We start from the raw sequence: 22,784 nt of genomic DNA, 5'->3' as shown, positions 1-22,784 counted from the left end.
GTGGACGGTTAGACGTGGTCGACCACGTCTAACTGTCCACCCCGCGTCTTTTTGGCCTCCCCGCCGGCCAGATACCTACGTTCCGGCCTCCCCCGCGACTTTTTGGCCTCCCCCGCCGGCCAGATACCTACGTTTCGGCCAGGTACCTACGTTCAAACGTGAGTATCTGGCCGAAACGTAGGTATCTGGCGCGTGGGTGGCGCCATCGACCACTCGCGCGCTACTTGCGGGGGCGGACGGTGACTTCCTCCACGATGCAGTCTTCCGTCGCGTCGACGCACAGGCGCACGGCGGACGCGATCGAATCGACGTGGACGTACCTGGAGCCGTCGTAACCGTCGGCGCCCATGATCTGCACCTGCATGTCGGTGTCCACGCGACCCGGGTGGACGGAGGAGACGCGGATGCTGTCGCGCTCCTCCTCGCGAAGAGCGTCGGTGATGGCGCGCAGCGCGAACTTCGACGCCGAGTACAGGCCAAGGCCCGGCCCCGACTTGTACCCGGACCCGGAGTTGATGGCCACGACGGTGCCCCGCGCCGCTCGCAGTGCGGGCAGCAGGCGGCGGGTCAGATCGACGACGGAGACGACGTTGATGTCGAGCAGGCGCGACCACTCGTCGCGATCGGCGTCGGCGACGGTGCTCTTCGCCCAGATGCCCGCGGAATGGACGAGCACATCGAGGTGCGGGGCAGCGTCGGCACCGCCGCCTTCTCCCTCCGCCCCGCCGGCCTCGCCTCGCACCTCGCCGGCGCCCGCGCCGCCACCGGCACCCAGCCCCGCCGCCTCGATCGCGGCGGACAGCGCCCCGGGGTCGGTGACGTCGGCGACGAACGCCTCGGCGGACGGCAGCTCGGCGACAACGGCCGTCGCGCCCTCCTCGGTCGTCGCGCCGACGAGCACGTGGTGGTCGCGGCCGAGGTCGAGGGCGATGGCGCGGCCGATGCCTCGCGACGCCCCCGTCACCAGCGCAATCGGGCGCCCGCCGGACCGCGCCGCCGCGCCTCCCACGTTCGCGCCCACGCCTACTTCACCGGCTTCGGCGCGGCGCTGCCGGCCTGGTCGATGGGGGTGATCTGCAGGAAGTCGATGTTGACGTGCGCGGGGCGGGTGGCCACGAAGGTGATCACGTCGGCGACGTCGTCGGCGGTCAGCGACTCGACGCCGTCGTAGACGCGGTCGGCCTTGGCGGCGTCGCCGTCGAAACGCACGAGAGAGAAGTCGGTGTGCACGCGCCCGGGGTCGATCTCGGTGACGCGGACGCCGTCGGCGGCGATCTCCTGGCGCAGCACCTCGGTCAGCGCGCGCTCGCCGTGCTTGGCGGCGTTGTAGCCGGCGCCGCCGGGATAGTTCTGGCGGGCGGCGATGGAGCCGATGGTGATCACGGCGCCCTTGGCGGCCTTGAGCGCGGGCAGCAGCGCGCGGGTGACGCGCAGGGTGCCCAGGACGTTGACCTCGTACATCCAGCGCCACTTGTCTTCGACGGCGCCTTCGACGGACTCCATGCCCAGTGCCCCGCCGGCGTTGTTGACCAGCACGTCGCACGTGCGCACCTCGGCGGCCAGGGCGTCGACGGCGGCTTGGTCGGTGACGTCGAGTTCCATGACGGTGGCGGTGCCGCCGGCGTCGGCGATGCGCCGGGCGACCTCGCCGAGCTTGTCCACGCGCCGCGCGCCGAGCACGACGTCGTATCCGGCGGCGGCGAGTGCGGTGGCGGTGGCGGCGCCGATTCCCGAGGATGCCCCGGTGACCACTGCGACGGGGTTGCCCATGTTGTCCTCCTGCTGATTCGTGCTGCTGGTTCGTGCTGCGTGTCGTCGGTCCGGTCCGGGTTGCGCCGGAACGGGCTTCACGTCGTTCCTACCAGCGTTGGCGGGTGCGGGTCCGGCAGTTGCTTGACGACGACCACGCCCACCCCATCCGCCGTCAGAGCGAGGTGACGCCCTCGGCGATGACGGCAATGGCCAGCACTACGAACACGGCACCGGAGACGGCGTCGATCCATGGCCCGGCGCGGTGGAGCTTCTCGGCGAATCGCCGCAGGCCCAGGCCCCAGGCAACGCAGCCGAACCACGCGATGGCGCAGGCGGCGAGCACCACGACGATGAGCAGCTGCGGCGCGAACCCCATCCCCGGGGTGATGAACCTGGTGAACACCGCCCCGAAGAAGATCACCGCCTTGGGGTTGGACAGGTTCGTGAACAGCCCCTGGAGGAACGCACCGCGCACGCCGGGGAGGGGGCGGAGGGAGGGGAGGGAGGCGTCGTCAAGTACGTGCGGGGACGGGGACCGCAGCTGCCGCACGCCCGCCCGCAAGGCGGAGAAGCCGAGCCAGAGCAGGTACGCGCCACCGGCGATCTGCAGGGCCGCCAGCAGCGGCGGGGCGGCGGCGAGCAGCGCGCCCAGACCCGCGAGCGTGAGCACCAGCCACACCACGATGCCCGCGACTATGCCCGCCGCGGCCGCCAAACCCCGCGCCCGCGACCGCGTGGCGATGCGCGCCAGGCACAGCAGATCCGGCCCCGGCGAGCAGATCGCGGCGAACCAGACGCCGATCAGCGCGGCGAAGGAGGTGACGGTCATGGGGGAAGGGTAACGCCCCGGGCCCGGCGCTCAGCCGCCGACGCCGAGCTGCGCGGCGATGGCGTTTTTGGCCATGCCCCACTGGACGTCGCGGACCTTGCCCCAGGAGCCGTGGTCGGCGTCGTGGAGGATCCGCAGGTCCACGGGGTTTCCGGCGGCGCGGGCGGCGTCGGCGTAGGCGGTGGCCTGCTCGACGGACACGACGCTGTCATTGCGGCCGTGGAGCACCGTCAGCCGCACGCCGGGGTCGATGTGATGGACGGGCGAGGCGTCGCGGTAGCGGTCGGGGTACTGCTCGGGCGGGCCGCCCAACAGCGGCACGATGTGCTTGTCGCCGGCGCGGAACGCCATGGCCAGGTCGTAGACACCGCAGATGGCCACGCAATTGCGCAGGGGGAACAGCGGGCGCGAGCCGGGGACCTCGGGCGGCAGGGTCGCGCGGCCCGCGGCCCACGCGGCGAGGTTGCCGCCGGCGCTGACGCCGGTGACGGTGACGCGGTCGAGGTCGATGTCCACGCCGGCCTGCCCCGCGAGCTTCGGGATGTAGTCCATCGCCGCCGCCACATCGACGTACGTGTGCGGCCAGCCGCCGCCGTGGCCGCCGCCGGAGCCGCGGTATTCGATGTTCCACACCGCGATGCCGCGCTTGGCCAGGTCCGCGGCCATGTGCCCGGTCGACGCGGCGGTGGAGAAGCCCGACCAGCCGCCGCCGTGGATCATCACGGCCAGCGGCAGCGCGCCGGTTTCGGTGTCGGGCGGCAGAAACAGGTCCCCGACCTGCCGTTCGTGCCACCCGTAGGAGTGCCGCGTCGCCCCGGCCGCGCCGGCGTCCTTCGCCGAAGCCCAGCGCGGGGCGTCGCATCCGGCCAGGCTCCCGAGGACGGCGCCGCCGGCGGCCAGGCCCATGAGCTTGACGACGGTCCGCCTCCCCACTCTCGGCCCTCCCCTCCCCTCATGGCGGGTGCCCGTCATGAGGCCCCCGGAGCGGCGGGGCCGGAGTCTCGGCCGGTCGCGGAGGTGCGGGCGATCAGCGCGCGGATTTCGGAGGCGACGTCGTCGGGGCGGTGGCTCATCACCATGTGGGGGCACGGCGCGAGGATCACTTCTCGGAGCGAGTCCGCACCGCCCGCGAGGCCCCTCCACGTGCGCAAATGGGCGGCGCGGCCCGGAAGGTCGGCGACGAACTCGGCGCTGACATCCGACGCGGCATCGGCATCGGAACCCGCCCGCCACAGCACCCGCTTCGGCACGGCAACGACGTCGGTGACCGCCGTGACGCACTTTTCCGCCGGATCGGTGCTGTTGGCCGAAACCGCGCCGGTGACTGGAGCAGTGTCCCCGGGCCGCAGGTCCCGCAATTCCCGCAGTTCACGGGCCCACCGGCCGAAGACGGCGTTCTCCAGCAGAAGCGACGGCAATTCACCGCGCCGCATCCCCGGCACCGCGCGGCGCACCAGCGGCTCCGACACCAGGCCGACGACGTGCGACACCGTCTCATACGGCGCAAACGGGCGGCCGGCGTCCTCGACGACGGAGACGTCGATGAGCAGCACGCCATCGACCAGCCCGGGATTGGCCCGCACCGCCGCCTCCGCCAGGAACCCCGCCGCCGAATGCGCCGCGAGGACCACCGGCGACGCCCCTGCATCACGGCACCGGCGCAGCTCGTGGACGATGCGGGCGACTTCATCGGCGAACTCCGGCACGTCGCCGAGCCGGTGCCCACGCCGCCGTCCCAGCCCGGGCCGCTCCACGGCGATCCAGGAGATGGGGGCGGATGAGGGGGCGTGGGCGTCGTCAAGCAAGGGCCGTTCGAGGCCGGCGACGACCCCGGCCCACTTCCTCGCCGGGACCCCCACCCCACCGGCCAGCACCACCGCCGGAGCGCCCGCGCGCAGCGGCGGCGACGGCGGCAGACCCGCGGGCGTGCGGGGGCTCATCGGCGCGGGCTCACTTCTCGTCGCGGACGAACGGGAACGCCAGCGACTCGCGGATGGTCGCGCCCGTGATCAGCATGACCACGCGATCGACGCCCATGCCCAGACCACCGGCCGGGGGCATGCCGAACTCGAGGGCGCGCAGGAACTCCTCGTCGACCTGCATCGCCTCCGGATCACCGCCGGCGGCCGCGAAGGACTGCGCCTCCAGGCGGGCGCGCTGGTCCAGCGGATCCGTCAGCTCGGTGTAGGCGGTGCCCAGCTCGACGCCCCACGCCACGAGGTCCCAGCGCTCCGTCACCGTCGGATCGGTGCGGTGCGTGCGGGTCAGCGGCGACACCGACAGCGGGAAGTCGGTGTAGAAGGTCGGGAAGGTGGTCTGGCCCTCGACGAGGTGCTCGTACATCTCCAACGCGATCTGCCCGGAATCCCAGTCGGCGCGGGCGGGGATGTCCAGCCGCTCGCACAGGGCGCGCAGGTCGGCCTCCGGGGTGCGGCCGTCGAGATCGGGGACCTCGATGCCCGCCGCACGGATCGCCTCGGTGACGGCGCCGAACAGGGTCTTGACCGGCCAGTCGCCCGAGATGTCGACGAGGTTGCCCTCCGGGTCGCGCACCACGCACTCGCCGTTGGCCGCGATCGCCGCGTCCTGGATCATCTTCTGGCAGCGCAGCCGCATGGTCTCGTAGTCGTCGTGGGCCGCGTACGCCTCGAGGATGGTGAACTCCGGGTTGTGCGTCGCGTCGACGCCCTCGTTGCGGAACACCCGGCCCAGCTCGAAGACGCGGTCGATGCCGCCGCACATCAGGCGCTTGAGGTAGAGCTCCGGCGCGATGCGCAGGTACAGGTCCATGTCGTAGGCGTTGATGTGCGTGACGAACGGCCGCGCGTTGGCGCCGCCGTGCACGCGCTGCAGGATGGGGGTCTCGACCTCGAGGAAGCCATCGCCGCCCAGCGACTGGCGCAGCGACCCCAGCACCGCCGACCGGGCCTTGAGCACGCGCCGCGAGTCGTCGCCGACGGCGAGGTCGACGTGGCGGTTGCGGGCGCGGGCCTCGGGGTCGCGCAGGCCGTGGACCTTGTCGGGCAGCGGGTGCAGCGACTTGGCCTCGATGGCCCAGCGCGCGCCCATCAGCGACGGTTCGCCGTTGCGCGAGGTGCCGCGCTCGCCCTCGACGAAGACGAGGTCGGCCAGGTCGATGTCGCCGAGGCGGTCGAAGCTCTCCGCGCGATCGCGCTCGAGCAGCACCTGGCATTCGCCGCGGAAGTCGCGCACGCGCAGGAACACGACGCCGCCGAAGTCGCGGCGGGCCATCACGCGACCGGCGATGGACAGTTGCTTTCCGACGGCCGCCGGAGCGACGTCCGCACACGAATCCGCGGGGGCATTGCCCACCGTCCACGGATCGACGCCCTCGTCCTTCATGCGGCGGGCGGCGCCGATGCGCACGCCGGTCTGCTCGGGGACGCGGCGCTCGGGCAGCCGGGTCATGCCTGCCAGGATCTCGGGGACGGCGGCGTAGGCGGCGACGGCGCCCGGGGTGCGGTCGACGGTGCCGGTGAAGTCGCGCAGCGCCGACCACGTGGGCCACGGGATGAAGCCCTCGGCGATGCCGGAGGCCACGGCGACGCGGCCGACGGAGCGGGGCGACTCGTAGCAGAGGTAACGCGGGCGCCACTCGGGGCCGTAGCGGTCGTTGGAGCGGTAGAGGGTCTCCATCTGCCAGAACCGCGACAGGAAGACCAGCAGCAGGCGCCAGGTGCGGCGCACGGGGCCGACGCCGAGCTCCTCCTCCGAGGCGAAGACCTCGCGGAATACGGCGAAGTTGAGGCTGATGCGGCCGACGCCGACGTCCTCGCCCTCGCGGCACAGCTCGGAGACCATCAGCTCCACGCTGCCGTTGGGGGCGTCGGGCGAGCGGCGCATCAGGTCGAGGGAGGCGCCGGTGCGGCCCCACGGGGAGAAGCTGAGCAGGGCGACGCGGCGGCCGTCGACGAGCGTTTCCACCAGCAGGCAGTCGGCGTCGGCGGGGTCGCCCAGGCGGCCCAGGGCCATGGAGAAGCCGCGCTCGTCGGTGGTGTCGCGCCAGGCGTCCGCGTCGTCGGACACGGCGGCGAGCTCCTCGGCGGACAGGTCGCCGTGGCGGCGGATGCGCACGGTGGCCCCGGCGTTGCGGGCGCGCTGGACGGCCTGGCGGATGGCCTTGCGCTCCGGGCCGGTCAGGCGGAACGTCGAGGTGTCCAGCACGGCCTCGTCGCCGAGGTGGAACTCCATCAGCCCGTGGCGGCGGTAGGCGCGGGCGCCTTCGCCGGAGGCGCCCATCACCGCAGGCACCCAGCCGAATTCCTCGGCGCGCGACAGGAAGGCGGCGATGGCGGCGTCCCACTCGTCGGGGTCGCCGACGGGGTCGCCGGAGGCCAGCGCGACGCCGACCTCCACGCGGTAGGTCACCGCGGCCAGGCCGGAGCCGGCGTAGACCACGGACTTGTCGCGGCGGGTGGCGAAGTAGCCCAGGGAGTCGTCGTCGCCCCAGCGGGCGAGCAGCGCGCGCAGGGCGGTCTCATCGTCGGAGGTCAGCGCATTGCGGCCCGACTGGGAGCGCAGCAGCACGTAGACGGCGACGACGATGACCACGGCGCCGAAGACGCCGAGCACCACGTCGACCCACGTCGGCGGCCGCCCGGTGAACGCGCGGGCGTCGACGAGCGCCAGGCCGACGGTCTTGTTCAGCGCCCACCAGAAGCGCTCGGCCTCGGGCAGCGCGGCGCTGCGGCCGCCACCGGGGAAGGCGGAGACCAGCGCCCAGCCGGCCAGCACGGCGATGACGGCGCCGATGGCCCACGCGGCCAGCGCCCGCCAGATGGCGCCGGGCCGGACGCGCGCGCGGAACTGCCGGTGCGCCAGGACCACGGCCAGCAGGATCGCCGACTGGATGAGCATCCCCAGCGCGAACAGACCGACGATCTCGATGTCGTCGACCATCGGCGAATCCGCCCACCACAGGCCCAGGATGTAGGCGTTCATGGCGATGACCACCACGGTCATGACCACCGCGATCCACCAGGCCAGGCGTTTGCGGGCGAAGATCCCGCCGGCGAGCAGCAGCAGCGACACCGCCCAGGCCAGCGACGTTTCGGGCACCGGCAGCAGCACGGTGTCCAGGATGATCCGCAGGTTGAGCAGCGGCCCGCGCCAGGCGGGCACGAGGCTGAAGGCCAGTGCGACCAGGGCGTTGATGGTCAGCAGCCACCCGTACCAGGTCGGGGTGGCGTCGATGAACCGTCGGGCGACGGTGGGTTTCATGGTTCGATCCTCGGATACGGGGGTCGGCCGGGCCCGCTCCGACTGCGGGTCGGCGGGTCGGCGGGGACCGGAAACGGCGGCTACGGCGGGGTGCTATGCCCGTACGGGCATCTCGCTGCCGAGGGTACATCCAAATGAGGGTGCGCCTGCGCGGATCAACCCCAACGCCTATAAACCTTCGTCGGCGAAATGTGATGGTCCGGGGCACTGCGCGGCCGCGGGCCCACCCCCGCACTTGATCGATGTTCGATTCCGGTGCCGTCCACGACCACTCACGGCCGCCGACAGCGTCAGCGCAGCAGCCCCAGCAGCGCGTCCTTCGCGGCGCGCCACTGCGGGCCCGCGAGGTCGCCCCAGGAACCGTGGGAGGCGTCGTCGAAAAGACGCATGACGACGGGCCGGCGCGCCCGCCGCGCCGCCGCCTCATAGGAGATGGCCTGCTGGACCTCGACGACGGTGTCGTTGCGCCCGTGGAGGATGACGGTGCGCACGCCCGGCGCGAAACGGGCGATGGGCCCGGTGTGGCGGTAGCGGTCCGGGAACTGCTCGGGCGTGCCGCCGAGCAGCGGGCGGATGAAGGGATCGCCCCAGCGGAAGGCGCGGGCGAGGTCGTAGACGCCGCACATGGCCACGCAATTGCGGATGGGCAGGACGGGATCTGCGCCCGGCGCGCCGTCGGGAAGCGCGGACCTGTTGGCCGCCCACGCCGCCAGGCTGCCGCCGGCGCTGACCCCCGTCACCGCGACGCGGCCCAGATCCAGCGGGACCGTGGACAGCCCGGCCACGTGCGGGATGGCGTCGATGGCGGCGGCGACGTCCTGGTACGTCCGCGGCCAGCCGCCGGCGCCGCCCGTGCCGCGGTACTCGATGTTCCACACCGCCACGCCGGCCGCGGCGAGGTCGTCCGCCTGGTGCGAGGCGTTGTCGAGGGTCGAGGAGTCCATCCAGCCGCCGCCGTGGATCATGACGACCAACGGGATCGGGCGCGACGCGGCGGGTGGCAGCTCATCGGGCGCGCCCTCGACGAGCTCCGGCGGCAGGTGGAGATCGCCGAACTGCCGAGGGTCCGGGCCGTAGGCCATGCGCAGCCGGGACGGCGACGCCGAATCCAGCAGCACCGGGCGCATGTCCGGCGCGCGGGTGATGGACGGCGGCTGCGACCGCCCGGACATCGCGGCCGAACCTGCTGAGTTTCCGGCGGAGGTTCCGGCCGTTCCGCCCGCACCGTCGGCCCCGCCTGCTCCGGCGCCTTCACCGTTGCCGGCGACGTCGATGACCCGACCCGTGACGACCCCCGCCGTGGCACCCACGGCCGCCAACCCCAGCAGCTTCAACATGCTGCGGCGGTTGCGGATCGTCTTTCGCTGCCTCACGCGGGATGCCTCCTCGTGCGCCTCCTCCGGGCGCGTTTCTCCAGGACGAGGTTACCGGCGGCGGGACCGCCTGTGAGGGATTAACCGGCGGCGCGATTACCGGCGGCTCGACAATGCGGCGTAGCCCCGCGCCTGGATCTCCAGGTGCCGCGGCCACATCCGCGCCGTCCACTCCGGCAGATCATGGGCGGCGTCCTCGGCGGCGTACTGATTGCCGTGCAGCTCGAACTGAAGGTCCCGCCGGCGCTGCAGGATCTCGTCGGCGCCGGTCGCGGCTCCGGTTCCGGTCCCGGTCCCGGCCCCCTCCCCCGGCGCCGCATCGCGCGCGGCCTCCAGCTCGACGGCCGCGCGCAGCACCCGCCGCCCGGTCGTGCGCAGCACCACCGCCGCGCCCCTCGGCAGCAGCACCCACAGCACCACGATCGCCGCGCCGCAGCCGACGGCGACCTCCGCCAGGCGCGACAGCACCGTCTCCCCCAGCGGGTCCGACAGCGAATCGCCCAGCAGCAGCGCCAGCGGGGTCGTAGCCACGCAGGTCAGGGCGTAGTTGCGGGGGACGAAGACCTCGGCGAAGAACTGGCAGACCATCAGCACCAGCAGCACCCCGACCGGCCCCGGCTGCACCGCGTGGACGGCCGCGAACAGCAGCACGCCGGCGATGGAGCCGAGGAACCGGTGCAGCCCGCGCACGGATCCGGAGATCCGGTCCGGGCCCTTCTGCAGCACCATCACCGCCGAGACGATCGCCCAGTCCGGCCTGGTCAATCCCATGGCCACCGAAGCGGTGCCCACCACCACCGACGCGACGGCCACCCGCGTCGCCGCGACCCCGGCATGCGACCGCAGCCCCGCCGAGCGCATGATCCGGTAGCGCCACGACGGCCTGGCCAGCGGCGCCATCGCCGTGTGCGGGCGGGCCGACTCCGCCTCGGCACTCTCCGCAATGCCCTGCTCAGCACTGTCCCGCACATCAGTGTCCCGGCCATCACTGCCCCGCACATCGGTGTCCCGGCCAGCACTGCCCTGCCCAGAACTGCCCCGCCCATCGCCGACGAGGCGGACCATCGTCTCGCGCATGGCCATCGCACGCTGCGCCAATTCCCGGCGGGGACCGTCGAGGACGACTCCTCCACGGACGGCGTCGGCGTCGTGAAGCGCCGCCCAGGCCGCATGCAGCGCCGACGACGCCCGGTGCCGCCGGCCCGGATCCGACGGCGACGCGGCGAACTCCGCGACGGCCCGCTCCGCCCCGGCGACGGCATCGCGCTCCGGCGCCATCCGATCGACGAGCGCCCCGGACATGCCCACCACCAGCGCCGACAGCGCACCCAGGCCGACCAGGCCCGCCACCGTCGCCGGCGGCACACCGGAACGCCCCGTCAAGGTCACGGCACCGGCGACCATGACGAAGAAAAACGCCCCCGGCGGCGGCAGGCGCAGGGCGTTGGTCAGGTAGACGAGCAGCGTCGCAAAGCAGGACGCGAAGGCGACCGTGCCCAAAAGCGGCCACCGCGCCCCCGACTCCCCGATCGCCCCGTAGACCCAATGCCCCGTCAACGACCCCAGGAACGCGCCCGCAACCAGCACCGCACCGGCCACCGCGATGACCTTCGCGCGCGCCCGGTAACCGTGGCCCTCGCCGTAGATGACCGCGCACGCGCCCGAGGCGATGAGCAGCATCGCGTCGGCGTGCCCCGACCCCCACGCCAGCAGCGCCGGCACGAACAGCGCGATCGCCGCCCGCGCCGCCCCCGGCCAGCGGCGGCCCGGGAACTTCGAGCCGATCAGCAGCCGCAGCGGGTCGTGTCGCGACGGTGGAAGGTGATCTGCCATCCCACGATGATAGGCCCGCCCCCGGACCCGCCCGATTCCGTGATACGCGCCACACCGGACCGCGAAGCTGGGATACTCGCATACATGTCCACCACCTCGTCCAGCCCCGAGACGACCTCCGCGTACCCCACCCTGCTGTCGCCCATCCAGGCCGGCACTCTGACGCTGCGCAACCGCGTCATGATGGGCTCGATGCACACCGGCTTCGAGGAACGCACCCGCGACCTGCCCAAGCTCGCCGCCTACCTCGCCCGCCGCGCCGAAGGCGGCGCCGCACTGCTGGTCACCGGCGGCTACGCCCCCAACGTCGAGGGCTGGCTGCTGCCCGGCGGCTCAATGATGGCGTCCAAGCGCATGGCCGACAACCACCGCCGCGTCACCGACGCCGTCCACGCCCACGGCTCGCACGTGGTGCTGCAGATCCTCCACGCCGGCCGCTACGGCTACCACCCGTTCATCCGCTCGGCGGAGACGTCGCAGTCGCCGATCACCCCGTTCAAGGCCCGCCGCATGTCCGGCTTCGACGTCGAGCGCACCATCCGCGCCTACGTCCGGTCGGCGAAGCTGGCCCGGCGCGCCGGCTACGACGGCATCGAGATCATGGGCTCGGAGGGCTACCTGCTCAACCAGTTCCTGGCGCGGCCGACCAACCGCCGCACCGACGAGTGGGGCGGGTCGGCGCGGCGGCGGATGTCGCTGCCCATCGAGATCGTCCGCCGCATCCGCGCCGAGGTCGGCGACGACCTCATGCTGCAGTACCGCATCTCGCTGCAGGACCTCGTCGCCGACGGCCAGACGTGGGCGGAGACCGAGGAGCTCGCCGGCCGCCTGGTCGATGCCGGCGTCGATCTGCTCAACACGGGCATCGGCTGGCACGAGGCGCGGGTGCCCACCATCGTCACCTCCGTGCCGCGCGCCGCGTTCGCCGACCTGACCGGCCGGCTCAAGGCCGCCGTCGACGTCCCCGTCTGCGCGTCGAACCGCATCAACGATCCGGGCGTGGCCGAGGACATCCTCGCCTCCGGCAAGGCCGACATGGTGTCGCTGGCCCGGCAGATGCTCGCCGACCCGGATTTCGTGAACAAGGCCCGCGATGGCCGCGCCGACGAGATCAACACCTGCATCGCCTGCAACCAGGCCTGCCTGGACCACACCTTCGCCAACAAGAAGGTTTCCTGCCTGGTCAACCCGGTCGCCGGCCGCGAGCTGGAGCTCACCCCGCGTCCCGCGGCCACCCCGCGGCGGGTGGCGGTCATCGGCGCGGGCGTCGCGGGCCTGGCCTTCGCGGAAGCCGCCGCCGTCCGCGGGCACGACGTCGAGGTTTTCGAGGCCTCCGACGCCATCGGCGGCCAGTTCCGCATGGCCGCCGCCATCCCCGGCAAGGAGGAGTACGCCCACACGCTGCGCTTCTTCTCCCGCCGCCTGGAGGTCCTCGGCGTCCCGGTGCATTTGGGCCATCGCGCCACGGCGGACCAGCTTTACGACGACACCGCCGGCTCCGATTCCGCCGGATCCGACTCCGGCGCCACGTCCTCCCCGAGCCCCGTCGACGAGGTCGCGCGCCCCTTCGACCACATCGTCTATTCGGCCGGCGTGGTCCCGCGCATCCCGGAGATCCCGGGCATCGACCACGAGTCGGTGATCCCCTACGACGATCTGCTGTCGGGCCGCCGCACCGCCGGGGCGACGGTGGCGGTCATCGGCGCCGGCGGCATCGGCGTCGACGTCGCCGAGTACCTGACCCGCGAGCCGAACCAGTCGCTGGAGGAGTGGCGCCGCGCGTGGGGCGTCGTCGATCCCGCCGACGTGCCGGGCGGCGTGGGCAAGCCGGAGAACGAGAAGCCCCTGCGCGAGGTGCATCTGCTGCAGCGCAAGGAGTCGTCGATCGGCAAGGGCCTGGGCAAGACCACGGGCTGGGTGCACCGCGCGGAGCTGAAGAAGGCCGGCGTCCACCAGTACGTCGGCGTCACCTACGACCGCATCGACGACGACGGCCTGCACATCACGGTCGATGGCGAGTCGCGGGTCCTCGGCGTCGACAACGTCATCGTCTGCACCGGCCAGGAGTCCGATCGGTCGGGCCTGGGCGCGGGTGCGCAGGATCCCCGCATCCACGTCATCGGCGGCGCCGACGTCGCCGCGGAGCTCGACGCCAAGCGCGCCATCCGCCAGGCCGTCGAGCTGGCCGCGGAGTTGTCCCGGTAAACGATTGCTTGACGACGGACCGCGCCCCCGCCATCCGTCGTAAAGCCTCTTTTTAGAGCGGGTACCTGTCGACGTAGACCCGGCGCTCCAGCGGCAGCCGGCCCGGATCCTTGGGCGCGCCGGCCGGGCGGCCCACCGCGAGCAACAGCGCGACCGAGACGTCGCGGGCGGCATCGTCGGCGCCGAGGGCCCGCTTCAGGGCGGCCTCGTCGAAACCGGTCATCGGGGAAGTGGCCCAGCCGCGGGCCTCGGCGGCGAGCATGGCGAAGGACGCGGCGATCATCGCGTCGCGGATGGCGTACTCGCGGGAATGGCCGAGGTCGCGGCGGGCCTTCTGGAAGCCGGCGATCTTGCCGCGCTTCTCCGCCGCGAAGGCGTCGTCCCAGCGGCCCGAGTCGAGGTACTGGGCGGCGACCTCGTCGAACGTGTCCTCCCAGCCGTCGGGCTCGGCGATGAACGCGAGGATCAGCGGCGCCTCCAGGACCTGGCGCTGGCTGCGGGCCGCGGCGTGGACGGCGGCGCGGACGTCGGGGTCCTCCACGCGGACGATGGCGCGGGCCTGCATGTTGAACGCCGACGGGGCGGTCATGACCAGGTCCAGGAAGTCGGCGACCTCGTCCTCCGGCAGCGCTTCGGGGAGGAAGTCGCGGTGGGCGCGGCGGCCGCGGAGCATGGCGGCGAACTGGTCGCGGAACGCGGCGGGTGCGGTCTGGGTTTCGGTGGCGCGGTCTGACATGCACACCACTGTAGATGACATGTCAACACACGCTGACCCCGACTGCGCCGGTTCCCAACCCCCACGAGTGTGCGGTACGGCCCCTCCAGCGCACACTCGTCAAATGTGCAGCCCCGCCAGCGCCCACGAGTGTGCGGCACGGCCCCTCCAGCGCACACTCGTCAAACCTGCAGCCCCGCCAGCGCCCACGCGACCAAGATTTCGCCCACCCTCGCCGCCGCCCTCCTGGTCTCGTGCCACAGAGATACCAACGGCGCGTCGATAACTGCGTTTCCCCAGGTCGCGATTTTCACTGGCACCCTGAGGGCACGAAACCCCGCCGAGGAGTGGGCGGTGGGCGTCGTCAAGCAAAAGCGAAGCCTCAGGAACGGCGCTCGACGACACCCTCCAACTCCAACAGCGCGCGCTTCATCGACTCTCCGCCCCCGTACTTGCCGATCCCACCCGACGCCGGCACCACCCGATGGCACGGAATGAACATGGCCAGCGGGTTCGTCGAGCACGCGGTGCCCGCGGCGCGCGCGGCCTTGGGGAAACCCGCGAGCTCCGCCAGACCGCCGTACGTGACGGTCGCGCCGAAGGGGACGTCCGCAAGCGCGGTGAGGGCGCGGCCCCGGAAACCGTCGCCCAGATCGACGTCGAGGGGTACGTCGAAGTCGCGACGATCGCCGGCGAAATACTCGGCGAGCTGGCGCGAGGCCTCGTCGAGGATCGCGCGGGCGTCCGGATCATCCTCCGGGCCATGCGGCGCGACGCGGCCGTGGAGCGACACCTCCACCAGCCCGCGGGGCGACGCCGCGAGCCCCAGCGGGCCGAGCGGGGAATCGAACACTGCCGTAGCCATGGGTTCAGGGTAGGTGCGCGGGGGCGGGGGCGTCGCAAAGTACTACCAGCGCTCCGCAAAAGCCCAGGTCGCGTTCTTCGGGGGCCGAAAAATGTGCACTTTGCGACGGCTACGCGGTAGCCCGCCCGGCACCTAGGTGAGGGCTACGCGGCGACGGTCCGCCCGGCACCTGCGCGAAAGCTACGCGGCGACGGCCAGCCAGATTGCGATGTGGTGCAGCGTCGCGGCGATGATCGTCGCGGCGTGGAAGACCTCGTGGAAGCCGAAGAAGCGGCGCGACGGATTCGGCCACTTCAACGCGTAGACCAGCGCGCCGAGCGTGTAGATGAAACCGCCGACGCCGAGCAGAATGGTCACCGCCGGGCCGAGGCCGGTCCACAGATTCGGGATCTCCCACACGACCAGCCAGCCCAGCAGCAGATACACCGACACCCCCAACCACCTGGGGTGATTGACCCACACGACGTTGAGCAGCACCGCGAACAACGCACCCGCCCAACACAATCCGAGCAGCAGTGCGGCGCGTTCGGGCGGCAGCGCCATCACCGACACCGGGCCGTAGGTGCCCGCGATGAATACGGCGATCATGGCGTGGTCGGCCCGGCGCCACATGAGCACCGCGGACTCGCTGCGCCACGGGCCCAGGTGGTACAGCGCCGAAACGCCCATCGACCCGATGAGGCACAGGACGTACAGCGCGGACATCCACGTTGCGATGCCCGCGCCATGGTCGACGGCGGTCACGACGATCAGCGCGATGCCGGAACCGAGGAATCCCCACGTCGAGCGTTCGTGGAGGACGCCGCGCAGCAGCGGCCGCGGGCCGCGGTCGAAGCGCGGGCGACGGCGGCGGCGCAGCGGCACGTTCGGGCGCGCCTCCCGCTCATCCGAGGACAGCGGCGCGGCGGTCGCACCCGCCGCTCCTGCCGCCGCCCCCGCCGCCCCCGCGGGCTCGTGAGGCTTCAGATCCATGCGCGACGGCCCGCCGACGGTGGCCGTGGCGTCCGCGTCGTGGGCGTCGGAGGCGTCAGATCGCATGACCGCAGCTTACGCCCGCGCACTCCTCCGAGCGCGGCTTTGCGGGGGAAGGCGGGCGGCTCCCGCACGTACCATCGGCGCATGCCCGACGACGACGCCCGCCCTTCTCCCGGCCCCCTCCCCGGCCCCGATGGCCGCCCGCGCACGCCGTGGGCGCTGGGCAATGAGCGCCTGCTGGCCTATTACGACACGGAGTGGGGCGAGCCGATCGTCGATGAGGCGGGCCTCTTCGAGCGCCTGAGCCTCGAGGCGTTCCAGTCGGGCCTGTCGTGGGACGTCATCCTGGCCAAGCGCCCGGCGTTCCGCGAGGTCTTCCACGGTTTCGATCCCGACCGGGTCGCCGCGATGGGCGACGCCGAGATTGCCGCGGCCCTCGCCGACGCCCGCATCGTGCGCAACCGCGCCAAGATCGAGGCGGCGATCGGGAATGCGCGGGCCGTCGTCACGCTGCGCGACGCCGGCTTCGAGCTGCCGGGCCATGTCCGGGATGCTTTGCGACGTGCCGGCCTCCCCGCCCCCGCCCGCGGCCTCCCGGCGCTGATCTGGTCCCACATGCCGGCGGCGACGCCGCGGCCGACCACCGCCGACGAGGTCCCGACGACGTCCCCCGAGGCCGCCGCGCTGGCGAAGGCGCTGAAGAAGCGGGGTTTCCGGTTCGTCGGGCCGACGACGTCGCATGCGCTGATGGAGGCCATCGGCATGGTCGACGGCCACCTCGCCGGCTCCTGGCGCCGCGGCTGCTCCGGACTGTGGGAGGAGTAGGGACGGGCAGCCGGCGAATCGCCGCGTAGCCCCCAGCCACTCCGCGGGCAGGCGACACCGCCCCGCACCTGCGCCCCACCGCCGCCCCAACCGGCTCCCACGCCGGCATCGGACCCCACGCCGGTCCCGACACCGCCACCCGAACGCCTAACCCACCTCGAATGGCTTAACCCACCCGCTCTAACGGGTGGGTTAAGCCATTCGAGGTGGGTTAGCGAGGCGGACGAGCTGAAAACGCCGGGCGTCGTCGAGCACGCGCCCGGCTCGGGCCTAAACCTTCGACTCGAACCACTCGATGAGCTCGTCCCACTCCTTCTCGTGGCCCTTGCGGAAGTACCCGCCGTAGCCGACGCCCTGGCCGCGGGCGGGGCGCGCCTCGCGCTTCTCCACGCCCGCCGACCCGGTGAGGCGGTCGGTGATCAGGTCGGCCGAGGACTCCTCGGTCCAGTAGTCGTCGGGGATGCGGATGGACAGGAATGGCTGCGTCGCGCGGGCGAAGCGGGCGTCGAAGTCGAATTCGCCGTCGGAGAAGAAGTAGTCCTTCTTCCGCGCCCACGACGCCCACTGGCGCATGACGCCGATCGGCGGCTCGGACGTCAGCTTCCAGCCGGAGGCGGGGATGTGGCCGGTCAGCGTCGCGGAGATGGGGCCGATGATGTTGAACAGGGTGAACGCGCGGATCTTGCCCACCAGCGACGGCACCTTGGAGATGCGCATGCCGCGGCAGTTGACCAGCGCCGCCGCGTCGAAGGTGCCCTCGGGGCCGGCGTAGGCGATGCCGTGGCCGCCGACGGCGTGGCCCAGGGCGTAGTGCGGCACGCCGTCGAACTCGCCGTGGGCCCAGTCGATGACGCCGCGGACGTCCTCGGTGATCCAGTCGGACATGCGGATGCTCTCGTTTTCCGGGTCGGACTTCATGCCGGACCGTCCGGTGCCGCGGTAGGCGTAGGTGACCACGGCGAAGCCCTGGTTGGCCACGTATTCGGCGAAGCGGTGGTAGAAGCCCTCGGGCACGCCGGTGCCGCCGTGGACGGTGATGACGCCCCGGATCGCCTCGGGGTCGTCCTGCGGCCGGAAGGCGGTGCCGCGCAGCAGCAGGCCGTCGGCGGCGGGGATGATCACGTCCCGGCGGGGCCGGGGCGAGGACTCCTGGGGGCTGGTCTCGGGGTACATGTCGTCCTTCCCTGCCCCGGTGGCGGCGGGGCGCGCGTGGCTTAGTCGTGTGGCCTGTCGTGGGCCGTTTCCGCCCGCGAGTCTATGGCCGGGTGAAGCCGGTCACAGGGGTTTCGCGCAATTCGGGTCAACGGGGTTGCTTTGCGACGTCCCCTCCCCCGCGTCGCCCGCCCCGCACCCCGGGAAGGGGCCGCAGGGCGTTTCGGCGGGGGCCGCCGGCGGGGCCGTCAGAGGTCGACGTCGTCGTACGCCCGCTCGTCTTCGATGGGCTCGAGATGCGAGGCGATGTGGACGCCGGGGAAGCGGTCGCGGAGGTCGTCCTCCATGGCGTGGAGGATGTCGTGGCCGTGCTCGACGGACCATTTGCCGGGCACGAGGAGGTGGAACTCGATGAACTCCTGGCGGCCGGAGACGCGGGTGCGCACCTCGTGGACGTCGATGTTGCGGGCGGGGTCGCGGTGGGATTCGAGGATGCGGTCGACGTCGGCGCGGTCGGGGGCGTCCATGGCCTTGTCCATCAGGCCGCCGCCGGCCTCCATGAGCAGCTTGTACCCGGTAAACAGGATGTTCAGCGCCACCAGCAGCGCGATGACGGGGTCGAGCCACCACCACTGCGTCAGCCACACCAGCAGCACGCCGAGGACGACGCCGCCGGAGGTCCACACGTCGGTCATCAGGTGCTTGCCGTCCGCGGTCAGCGTGATGGACTTGTGGTCGCGGCCGGCCTTGAGCAGGATCAGCGCCACCACGAGGTTGACCACCGACGCGCCCACCGCCAGCAGCAGGCCCACGCCGACCTTCTCGATCGGCTGCGGATCGAGCATCCGGCCGATCGACGCGGCGATGATGAAGCCGGAGGCGACGAGGATCATCGCCCCCTCCAGCCCCGCCGAGAAGTACTCGGCCTTGGAATGGCCGAACTCGTGGTCACTGTCCGCGGGCTTGGCGATGACCTTCAGCACCACCAGCGCGACGACCGCCGCAACGAGGTTGACCAGCGATTCCGCGGCGTCGGAAAGCAAACCGACGGACCCGGTGATCAGGTAACCGGCGACCTTCATGACGATGGTGATGATGGCCGCGGCCACCGACAGCCAGGCGAAACGACTCAAATCCCGCATGCCGCGCACTCTACTCCGCGCCCCGGATCCCGCCCCGGTTCGCCTGAGGCAGTCCGAGCCGGCCCCCGCGGCTAGTCGAACTTGTGGAACGCCAGCGAGTTGTCGCGCATCACGCGCGGCATCTCCCACTCGCCGAGGACGTCGAGGATGACGTCGACGTCGCTGCGGTCGAACCGCCGCGCGGCGTGAGTGCCCGGCAGGTCCGTGCCGAACATCAGCGCGCGCGGATTGGCGGCGTGGATGCGGCCCAGCGCGTCGGCGACGGGGAACTCCAGGCGGCCGAAACCGCTGGCCTTGACCTGCACGCCCTCCGCGGCCAGCTCGACGACGCGGTCGATGCCCTGCGCCGACATGCCCAAATGGTCGATGGCCACCGCCGGCAGATCCGGCAGCAGATCGGCGACCTCGGGGCGGGTGGCGACGTCGAAGTACACCTCCGTGGTCCAGCCGGCGAGGTCGTGGACCTTGCGGGCGAGGTTCTCCAAGTCTCCGACGGCGATCTCCTGGCCCTTGAACAGGTTGAACCGGATCCCGCGGATGCCCTTCGCGTCGAGCTCCAGCACGCGGTCGGCCCCCAGGTCCGCGGTGCCGGTGATGATGCCCACGAAATTGCGCCCCTCCTCGCGCCCAAACCCGCGCGAGCGGGCCTCCAGCTCGAGTTCCTCGAGGGCCTCGACCAGCGTTTCCTCGCGGGTCTGCGACGATCCGCCCACGACGACGCCGCCGACCACGCGCGACCACCGGTCGGCGTCGGCCATGCGGTCGGTCAGCTGCAGGTACCGGTCCACGGTGAACGGGGGCGGCGCGAAAGCCTTGTCCGGCTGCAGGTCACGGGCCCCGATGATGTGGAAGTGGCTGTCGATGATGTCCATCACCCCCCGATACTACGTTCGCCCGTGAACGTCGCACCCCGGCCCGGGCCCCCGGTGGAGGGGAGGGTGGCTGGCATGCTTGGGGCCATGACCGGCCAGGCTTCCTCGGGTTCCTTGCTTTTCGACGTCCCCTCCATCGGCGCGGGCCTCCCCTTCACCGCGGTCGCGGACGATCTGGGCGCCGCCCTGGATGGTGGGCCGGGCGGCTCTCAGTCTGGCGCTGCGGGCGGAGGGAACGTCGCGGTCGTGCAGGCTCCGCCGGGCACGGGCAAGACGACCGTGGTGCCGCCGGTGGTGGCCAATCATGTGGCGGCGCGGGCGGGGGAAAGTGCGCGTCCCGGCCGCGTCATCGTCACCGCTCCCCGGCGCGTGGCGGTGCGCGCGGCGGCGCGGCGGTTGGCGGAGCTGGCGGGCGTCGAGCTCGGTGGCGCGGTCGGCTACACCGTGCGCGGCGATCGGAGGGTTTCACGGGAAACATCGGTGGAGTTCGCCACGCCCGGGGTGATCACCAGGCGACTGCTTCGCGACGGCGACCTGCCCGGCGTCTCCGCCGTCGTCCTCGACGAGGTCCACGAGCGCAACCTCGATTCGGACATTCTGCTGGGCATGCTGCGGGATCTGCGGGAGCTTCGCAGCGACCTCACCCTCGTCGCCATGTCCGCCACCGTCGATGCACCGCGGTTCGCGGGTCTGCTGGGTGCGCCCGGCGCGCCGGCGCCGATCGTCGCGGCGGATGCGGTGCTCCATCCCTTGGAGATGCGGTGGGCGCCGGCGCCGGTGCCGCGGCTCGATCATCGCGGCGTGACGTGGGACTTCCTCGATCATGTGGCGCGGACGGCGGCGCAGGCGCTCGACGATGCGCCCGGGCGTGGCGACGTCCTCGTCTTCGTTCCCGGCGTCCGCGAAGTCGAGCATGTCGTCGGCGCCCTGCAGAAGATGGGGCTCGGCAGCGGAAGCGGCCAGGAGCGCAGCGGTGCGAGCCGCGGTGCCGGCAGCCGCAGCGAAAGCGGCGGCGATGGCCGTGGCGTGGAAGTCCTCGCCCTCCACGGCCAGTTGCGCGCCGGCGAGCAGGATCGCGTCGTCCGCGGCGGTTCTCCCGAGGGGCCGCGGCGGATCATCGTGTCCACGGCCATCGCGGAGTCGTCGCTGACGGTGCCGGGGGTGCGCGCCGTCGTCGACGCGTGCCTGTCGCGCGGGCCGCGCCTGGATCTGGCCCGGGGGATGTCTGGGCTGGTCACGACGTCGTGCGCCAAGTCATCGGCCGAACAGCGCGCCGGCCGCGCCGCCCGATTGGGCCCGGGGCTGGCGGTGCGGTGCATCGGCGAATCCGAGTGGGGCGGCCTCGATGCGTGGCCGGCGCCGGAGATCGCGGTGGCCGACCTGACCCGCGCCATGCTCGACGTCGCCGCGTGGGGAACGCCCGGCGCGGTGGGCCTCCCGCTTCCCGATGCTCCCCCGCCCCGCCACGTCGCCGCCGCCCACTCGACGCTGGCCGCCCTCGGCGCCATCGATCCAGGCGACGACTCCGCCGCCACCGACACCACCACCGCCGCCACAGCCGCCACCGTCCACATCACCGACCTGGGCACGGTTCTCGCGGGGCTGCCCGTCGATCCGCGTCTCGGCCGCGCGCTGCTGGCCGGCACGTCGGTGCTCGGTGCGAAGCGGGCGGCGGATGCGGTCTCGCTTCTCGACGAATCCCCCCGCGGCGACCTCACCCGTACCTCCGGCGGCGGCCGAAACTCAGGCGGCCGTGATGGCGGCGCGGGAGGTCGGGGCGGCGGCAATCGCTCCGCCGCCGACTCCTCACGCCTCAAACGCCTTGCCGAGGACCACTCCGCGGCCGTCGCCGCCATCGCCGAGACCATGCCGCCGCTGCCGGACCCCGTGCCCACCCGTTCCATGGCCGACGCGATTGCGCTGGTCACAGCTCTGGCGTGGCCGGATCGCATTGCCAAGAGGCGCTCGGCGAACTCCGACGAGTATCTCTTCACCGGCGGCACCGCCGCCTCCGCCCCTCCGGAACTGCGCGGCCATGACTGGCTCGCCGTCGCCGATGTGGGCCGCGCCGGGGGCCGCCTCGCCGGCCGCGCGGGCGCCGTCATCCGCGCCGCCGCCCCCGCCTCCCGCGATCTCGCACTGTGGGCCGCGGCGGGGTTGGCGAGCGAAGGGGTGGAGGTTAGCGTCGCAAAGCCCAATGCCGACGCGAAACCCAAGGTCACCGCCCGTCGGCGCGAGCTGCTCGGCGCGATCGAGCTGGGCGCGCACCCGCTGGCGCCTGATGCCGAGCAGTGCCGGCGGGCGTGGCGCGAGCTGTTCGCGAAGGACGCGGGGGCGTTGCGCACGCACGTCGGGTTCGGCAAGGAGGCGGATGCTTTGCGACGCCGCCTCGCCCTCCTCCACCGCGAAATCGGTTCCCCATGGCCCGATGTGAGCGATGACGGGTTGGCCGGTCGGGCGGAAGAATTGCTCGGTGCGGCGATGGCGGAGACGTCGCCGAAGCCGATCGGCGTCGATCAGCTGCGCGGCCTGCTGCCGTGGCCGGAGGCGGCGCGGCTGGACGAGCTCGTGCCGGAGCGGCTGGAGGTGCCCAGCGGTTCGCGCATCCGCGTCGACTACCCGCAGGTGGGTGCGGAGCAGGCCGCGGCGGGGTCAGCGGCACCCGACGATGGGGCCGCCGCCCGTGCCCGGGAGCAGGCCGCGCCACCGGTGCTCGCGGCGAAGCTGCAGGAGTGCTTCGGGCTGGCCGACACCCCTGCTCTGGTCGATGGCCGAGTGCCCGTCCAGCTGCAGCTGCTGTCGCCGGCCGGGCGTCCTTTGGCGGTGACGCAGGACCTGCGCAGCTTCTGGGATGGCCCGTACACGCAGGTCAGGGCCGAGATGCGCGGGCGCTATCCCAAGCACCCGTGGCCGGAGGACCCGTGGACCGCACAGGCGACCAAGCGCACCAACCGGCGGAAGTAGGCGAACCACGGGAACTACCGCGTTCCGTCCGGTGCGTCTCG

The 22,784-nt window shown here is 72.5% G+C and carries 17 protein-coding genes; 3 read left to right on the top strand and 14 right to left on the bottom strand.

Features of this window, described 5'->3' with window-relative positions:
* Window positions 1–220 precede the first annotated feature (220 nt).
* The 8 genes from ACFWGD_RS10605 to ACFWGD_RS10570 all read right to left on the bottom strand — a co-directional run bounded on the left by ACFWGD_RS10605 (window position 221) and on the right by ACFWGD_RS10570 (window position 11,028).
* Entirely contained in the window at window positions 221–1,021 is an 801-nt protein-coding gene (locus ACFWGD_RS10605) for an SDR family oxidoreductase (RefSeq protein ID WP_377778662.1), read from the bottom strand.
* A gap of 2 nt (window positions 1,022–1,023) precedes the next feature.
* Window positions 1,024–1,770, bottom strand: coding sequence for an SDR family NAD(P)-dependent oxidoreductase (locus ACFWGD_RS10600; protein ID WP_377778661.1), 747 nt, complete (start codon window positions 1,768–1,770; stop codon window positions 1,024–1,026).
* Window positions 1,771–1,924: 154 nt separating this feature from the next.
* Window positions 1,925–2,581, bottom strand: coding sequence for a LysE family translocator (locus ACFWGD_RS10595; RefSeq protein ID WP_377778660.1), 657 nt, complete (start codon window positions 2,579–2,581; stop codon window positions 1,925–1,927).
* Window positions 2,582–2,611: 30 nt separating this feature from the next.
* The gene (locus ACFWGD_RS10590) at window positions 2,612–3,514 is read right to left on the bottom strand and encodes an alpha/beta hydrolase family protein (protein ID WP_377778659.1); all 903 of its coding nucleotides are present in this window, start codon (window positions 3,512–3,514) and stop codon (window positions 2,612–2,614) included.
* 35 nt (window positions 3,515–3,549) lie between these two features.
* Entirely contained in the window at window positions 3,550–4,521 is a 972-nt protein-coding gene (locus ACFWGD_RS10585; protein ID WP_377778658.1) for a hypothetical protein, read from the bottom strand.
* A 10-nt stretch (window positions 4,522–4,531) separates the two neighbouring features.
* Window positions 4,532–7,822 carry a bifunctional lysylphosphatidylglycerol synthetase/lysine--tRNA ligase LysX gene (lysX, locus tag ACFWGD_RS10580; protein WP_377778657.1) on the bottom strand — a complete coding sequence of 1,097 codons (3,291 nt, stop codon included), beginning with the start codon at window positions 7,820–7,822 and terminating at the stop codon, window positions 4,532–4,534.
* A gap of 290 nt (window positions 7,823–8,112) precedes the next feature.
* Window positions 8,113–9,195, bottom strand: a complete 1,083-nt coding sequence (locus tag ACFWGD_RS10575; protein WP_377778656.1) for an alpha/beta hydrolase family protein — start codon at window positions 9,193–9,195, stop codon at window positions 8,113–8,115.
* 96 nt (window positions 9,196–9,291) lie between these two features.
* Window positions 9,292–11,028: an FUSC family protein gene (locus tag ACFWGD_RS10570; protein ID WP_377778655.1), complete on the bottom strand. Its 1,737-nt coding sequence runs from the start codon at window positions 11,026–11,028 to the stop codon at window positions 9,292–9,294.
* Between the two features lie 84 nt (window positions 11,029–11,112).
* Between ACFWGD_RS10570 and ACFWGD_RS10565 the strand changes: the two genes are divergently transcribed.
* Complete coding sequence (locus ACFWGD_RS10565; RefSeq protein WP_377778654.1) at window positions 11,113–13,233, top strand: FAD-dependent oxidoreductase; 2,121 nt, start codon at window positions 11,113–11,115, stop codon at window positions 13,231–13,233.
* Between the two features lie 52 nt (window positions 13,234–13,285).
* Here the strand turns inward: ACFWGD_RS10565 and ACFWGD_RS10560 are convergent, their stop codons facing one another.
* The 3 genes from ACFWGD_RS10560 to ACFWGD_RS10550 form a co-directional block, all read right to left on the bottom strand.
* Window positions 13,286–13,969 (bottom strand): nitroreductase family protein, encoded by a 684-nt coding sequence (locus ACFWGD_RS10560; protein WP_377778653.1) that lies wholly within the window; start codon window positions 13,967–13,969, stop codon window positions 13,286–13,288.
* Window positions 13,970–14,330: 361 nt separating this feature from the next.
* A complete protein-coding gene (locus tag ACFWGD_RS10555) occupies window positions 14,331–14,813 on the bottom strand; it encodes a methylated-DNA--[protein]-cysteine S-methyltransferase (RefSeq protein WP_377778652.1) in 483 nt (160 codons plus the stop codon).
* A gap of 180 nt (window positions 14,814–14,993) precedes the next feature.
* Window positions 14,994–15,671 (bottom strand): hemolysin III family protein, encoded by a 678-nt coding sequence (locus tag ACFWGD_RS10550; protein WP_377778669.1) that lies wholly within the window; start codon window positions 15,669–15,671, stop codon window positions 14,994–14,996.
* Between the two features lie 261 nt (window positions 15,672–15,932).
* Between ACFWGD_RS10550 and ACFWGD_RS10545 the strand changes: the two genes are divergently transcribed.
* A complete protein-coding gene (locus ACFWGD_RS10545; protein WP_377778651.1) occupies window positions 15,933–16,613 on the top strand; it encodes a DNA-3-methyladenine glycosylase I in 681 nt (226 codons plus the stop codon).
* A 270-nt stretch (window positions 16,614–16,883) separates the two neighbouring features.
* Here the strand turns inward: ACFWGD_RS10545 and ACFWGD_RS10540 are convergent, their stop codons facing one another.
* The 3 genes from ACFWGD_RS10540 to ACFWGD_RS10530 form a co-directional block, all read right to left on the bottom strand.
* On the bottom strand, window positions 16,884–17,786 hold the full coding sequence (locus ACFWGD_RS10540; RefSeq protein ID WP_377778650.1) for an alpha/beta fold hydrolase: 903 nt from the start codon (window positions 17,784–17,786) through the stop codon (window positions 16,884–16,886).
* Window positions 17,787–18,013: 227 nt separating this feature from the next.
* The gene (locus tag ACFWGD_RS10535) at window positions 18,014–18,907 is read right to left on the bottom strand and encodes a cation diffusion facilitator family transporter (RefSeq protein ID WP_377778649.1); all 894 of its coding nucleotides are present in this window, start codon (window positions 18,905–18,907) and stop codon (window positions 18,014–18,016) included.
* 71 nt (window positions 18,908–18,978) lie between these two features.
* The gene (locus tag ACFWGD_RS10530) at window positions 18,979–19,779 is read right to left on the bottom strand and encodes an amidohydrolase family protein (RefSeq protein WP_377778648.1); all 801 of its coding nucleotides are present in this window, start codon (window positions 19,777–19,779) and stop codon (window positions 18,979–18,981) included.
* Between the two features lie 87 nt (window positions 19,780–19,866).
* On the opposite strand from ACFWGD_RS10530, the gene ACFWGD_RS10525 reads away from it, so the two are divergent.
* Window positions 19,867–22,743 (top strand): ATP-dependent RNA helicase, encoded by a 2,877-nt coding sequence (locus ACFWGD_RS10525; RefSeq protein ID WP_377778647.1) that lies wholly within the window; start codon window positions 19,867–19,869, stop codon window positions 22,741–22,743.
* Window positions 22,744–22,784: the final 41 nt, after the last annotated feature.

This window comes from Corynebacterium sp. NPDC060344, assembly GCF_042725215.1.
In the GTDB taxonomy this organism is placed as follows: Bacteria; Actinomycetota; Actinomycetes; order Mycobacteriales; family Mycobacteriaceae; genus Corynebacterium.
The sequence above is the reverse complement of the archived record's forward strand: the minus strand, read 5'-3'. Positions and strand labels throughout refer to the sequence as shown.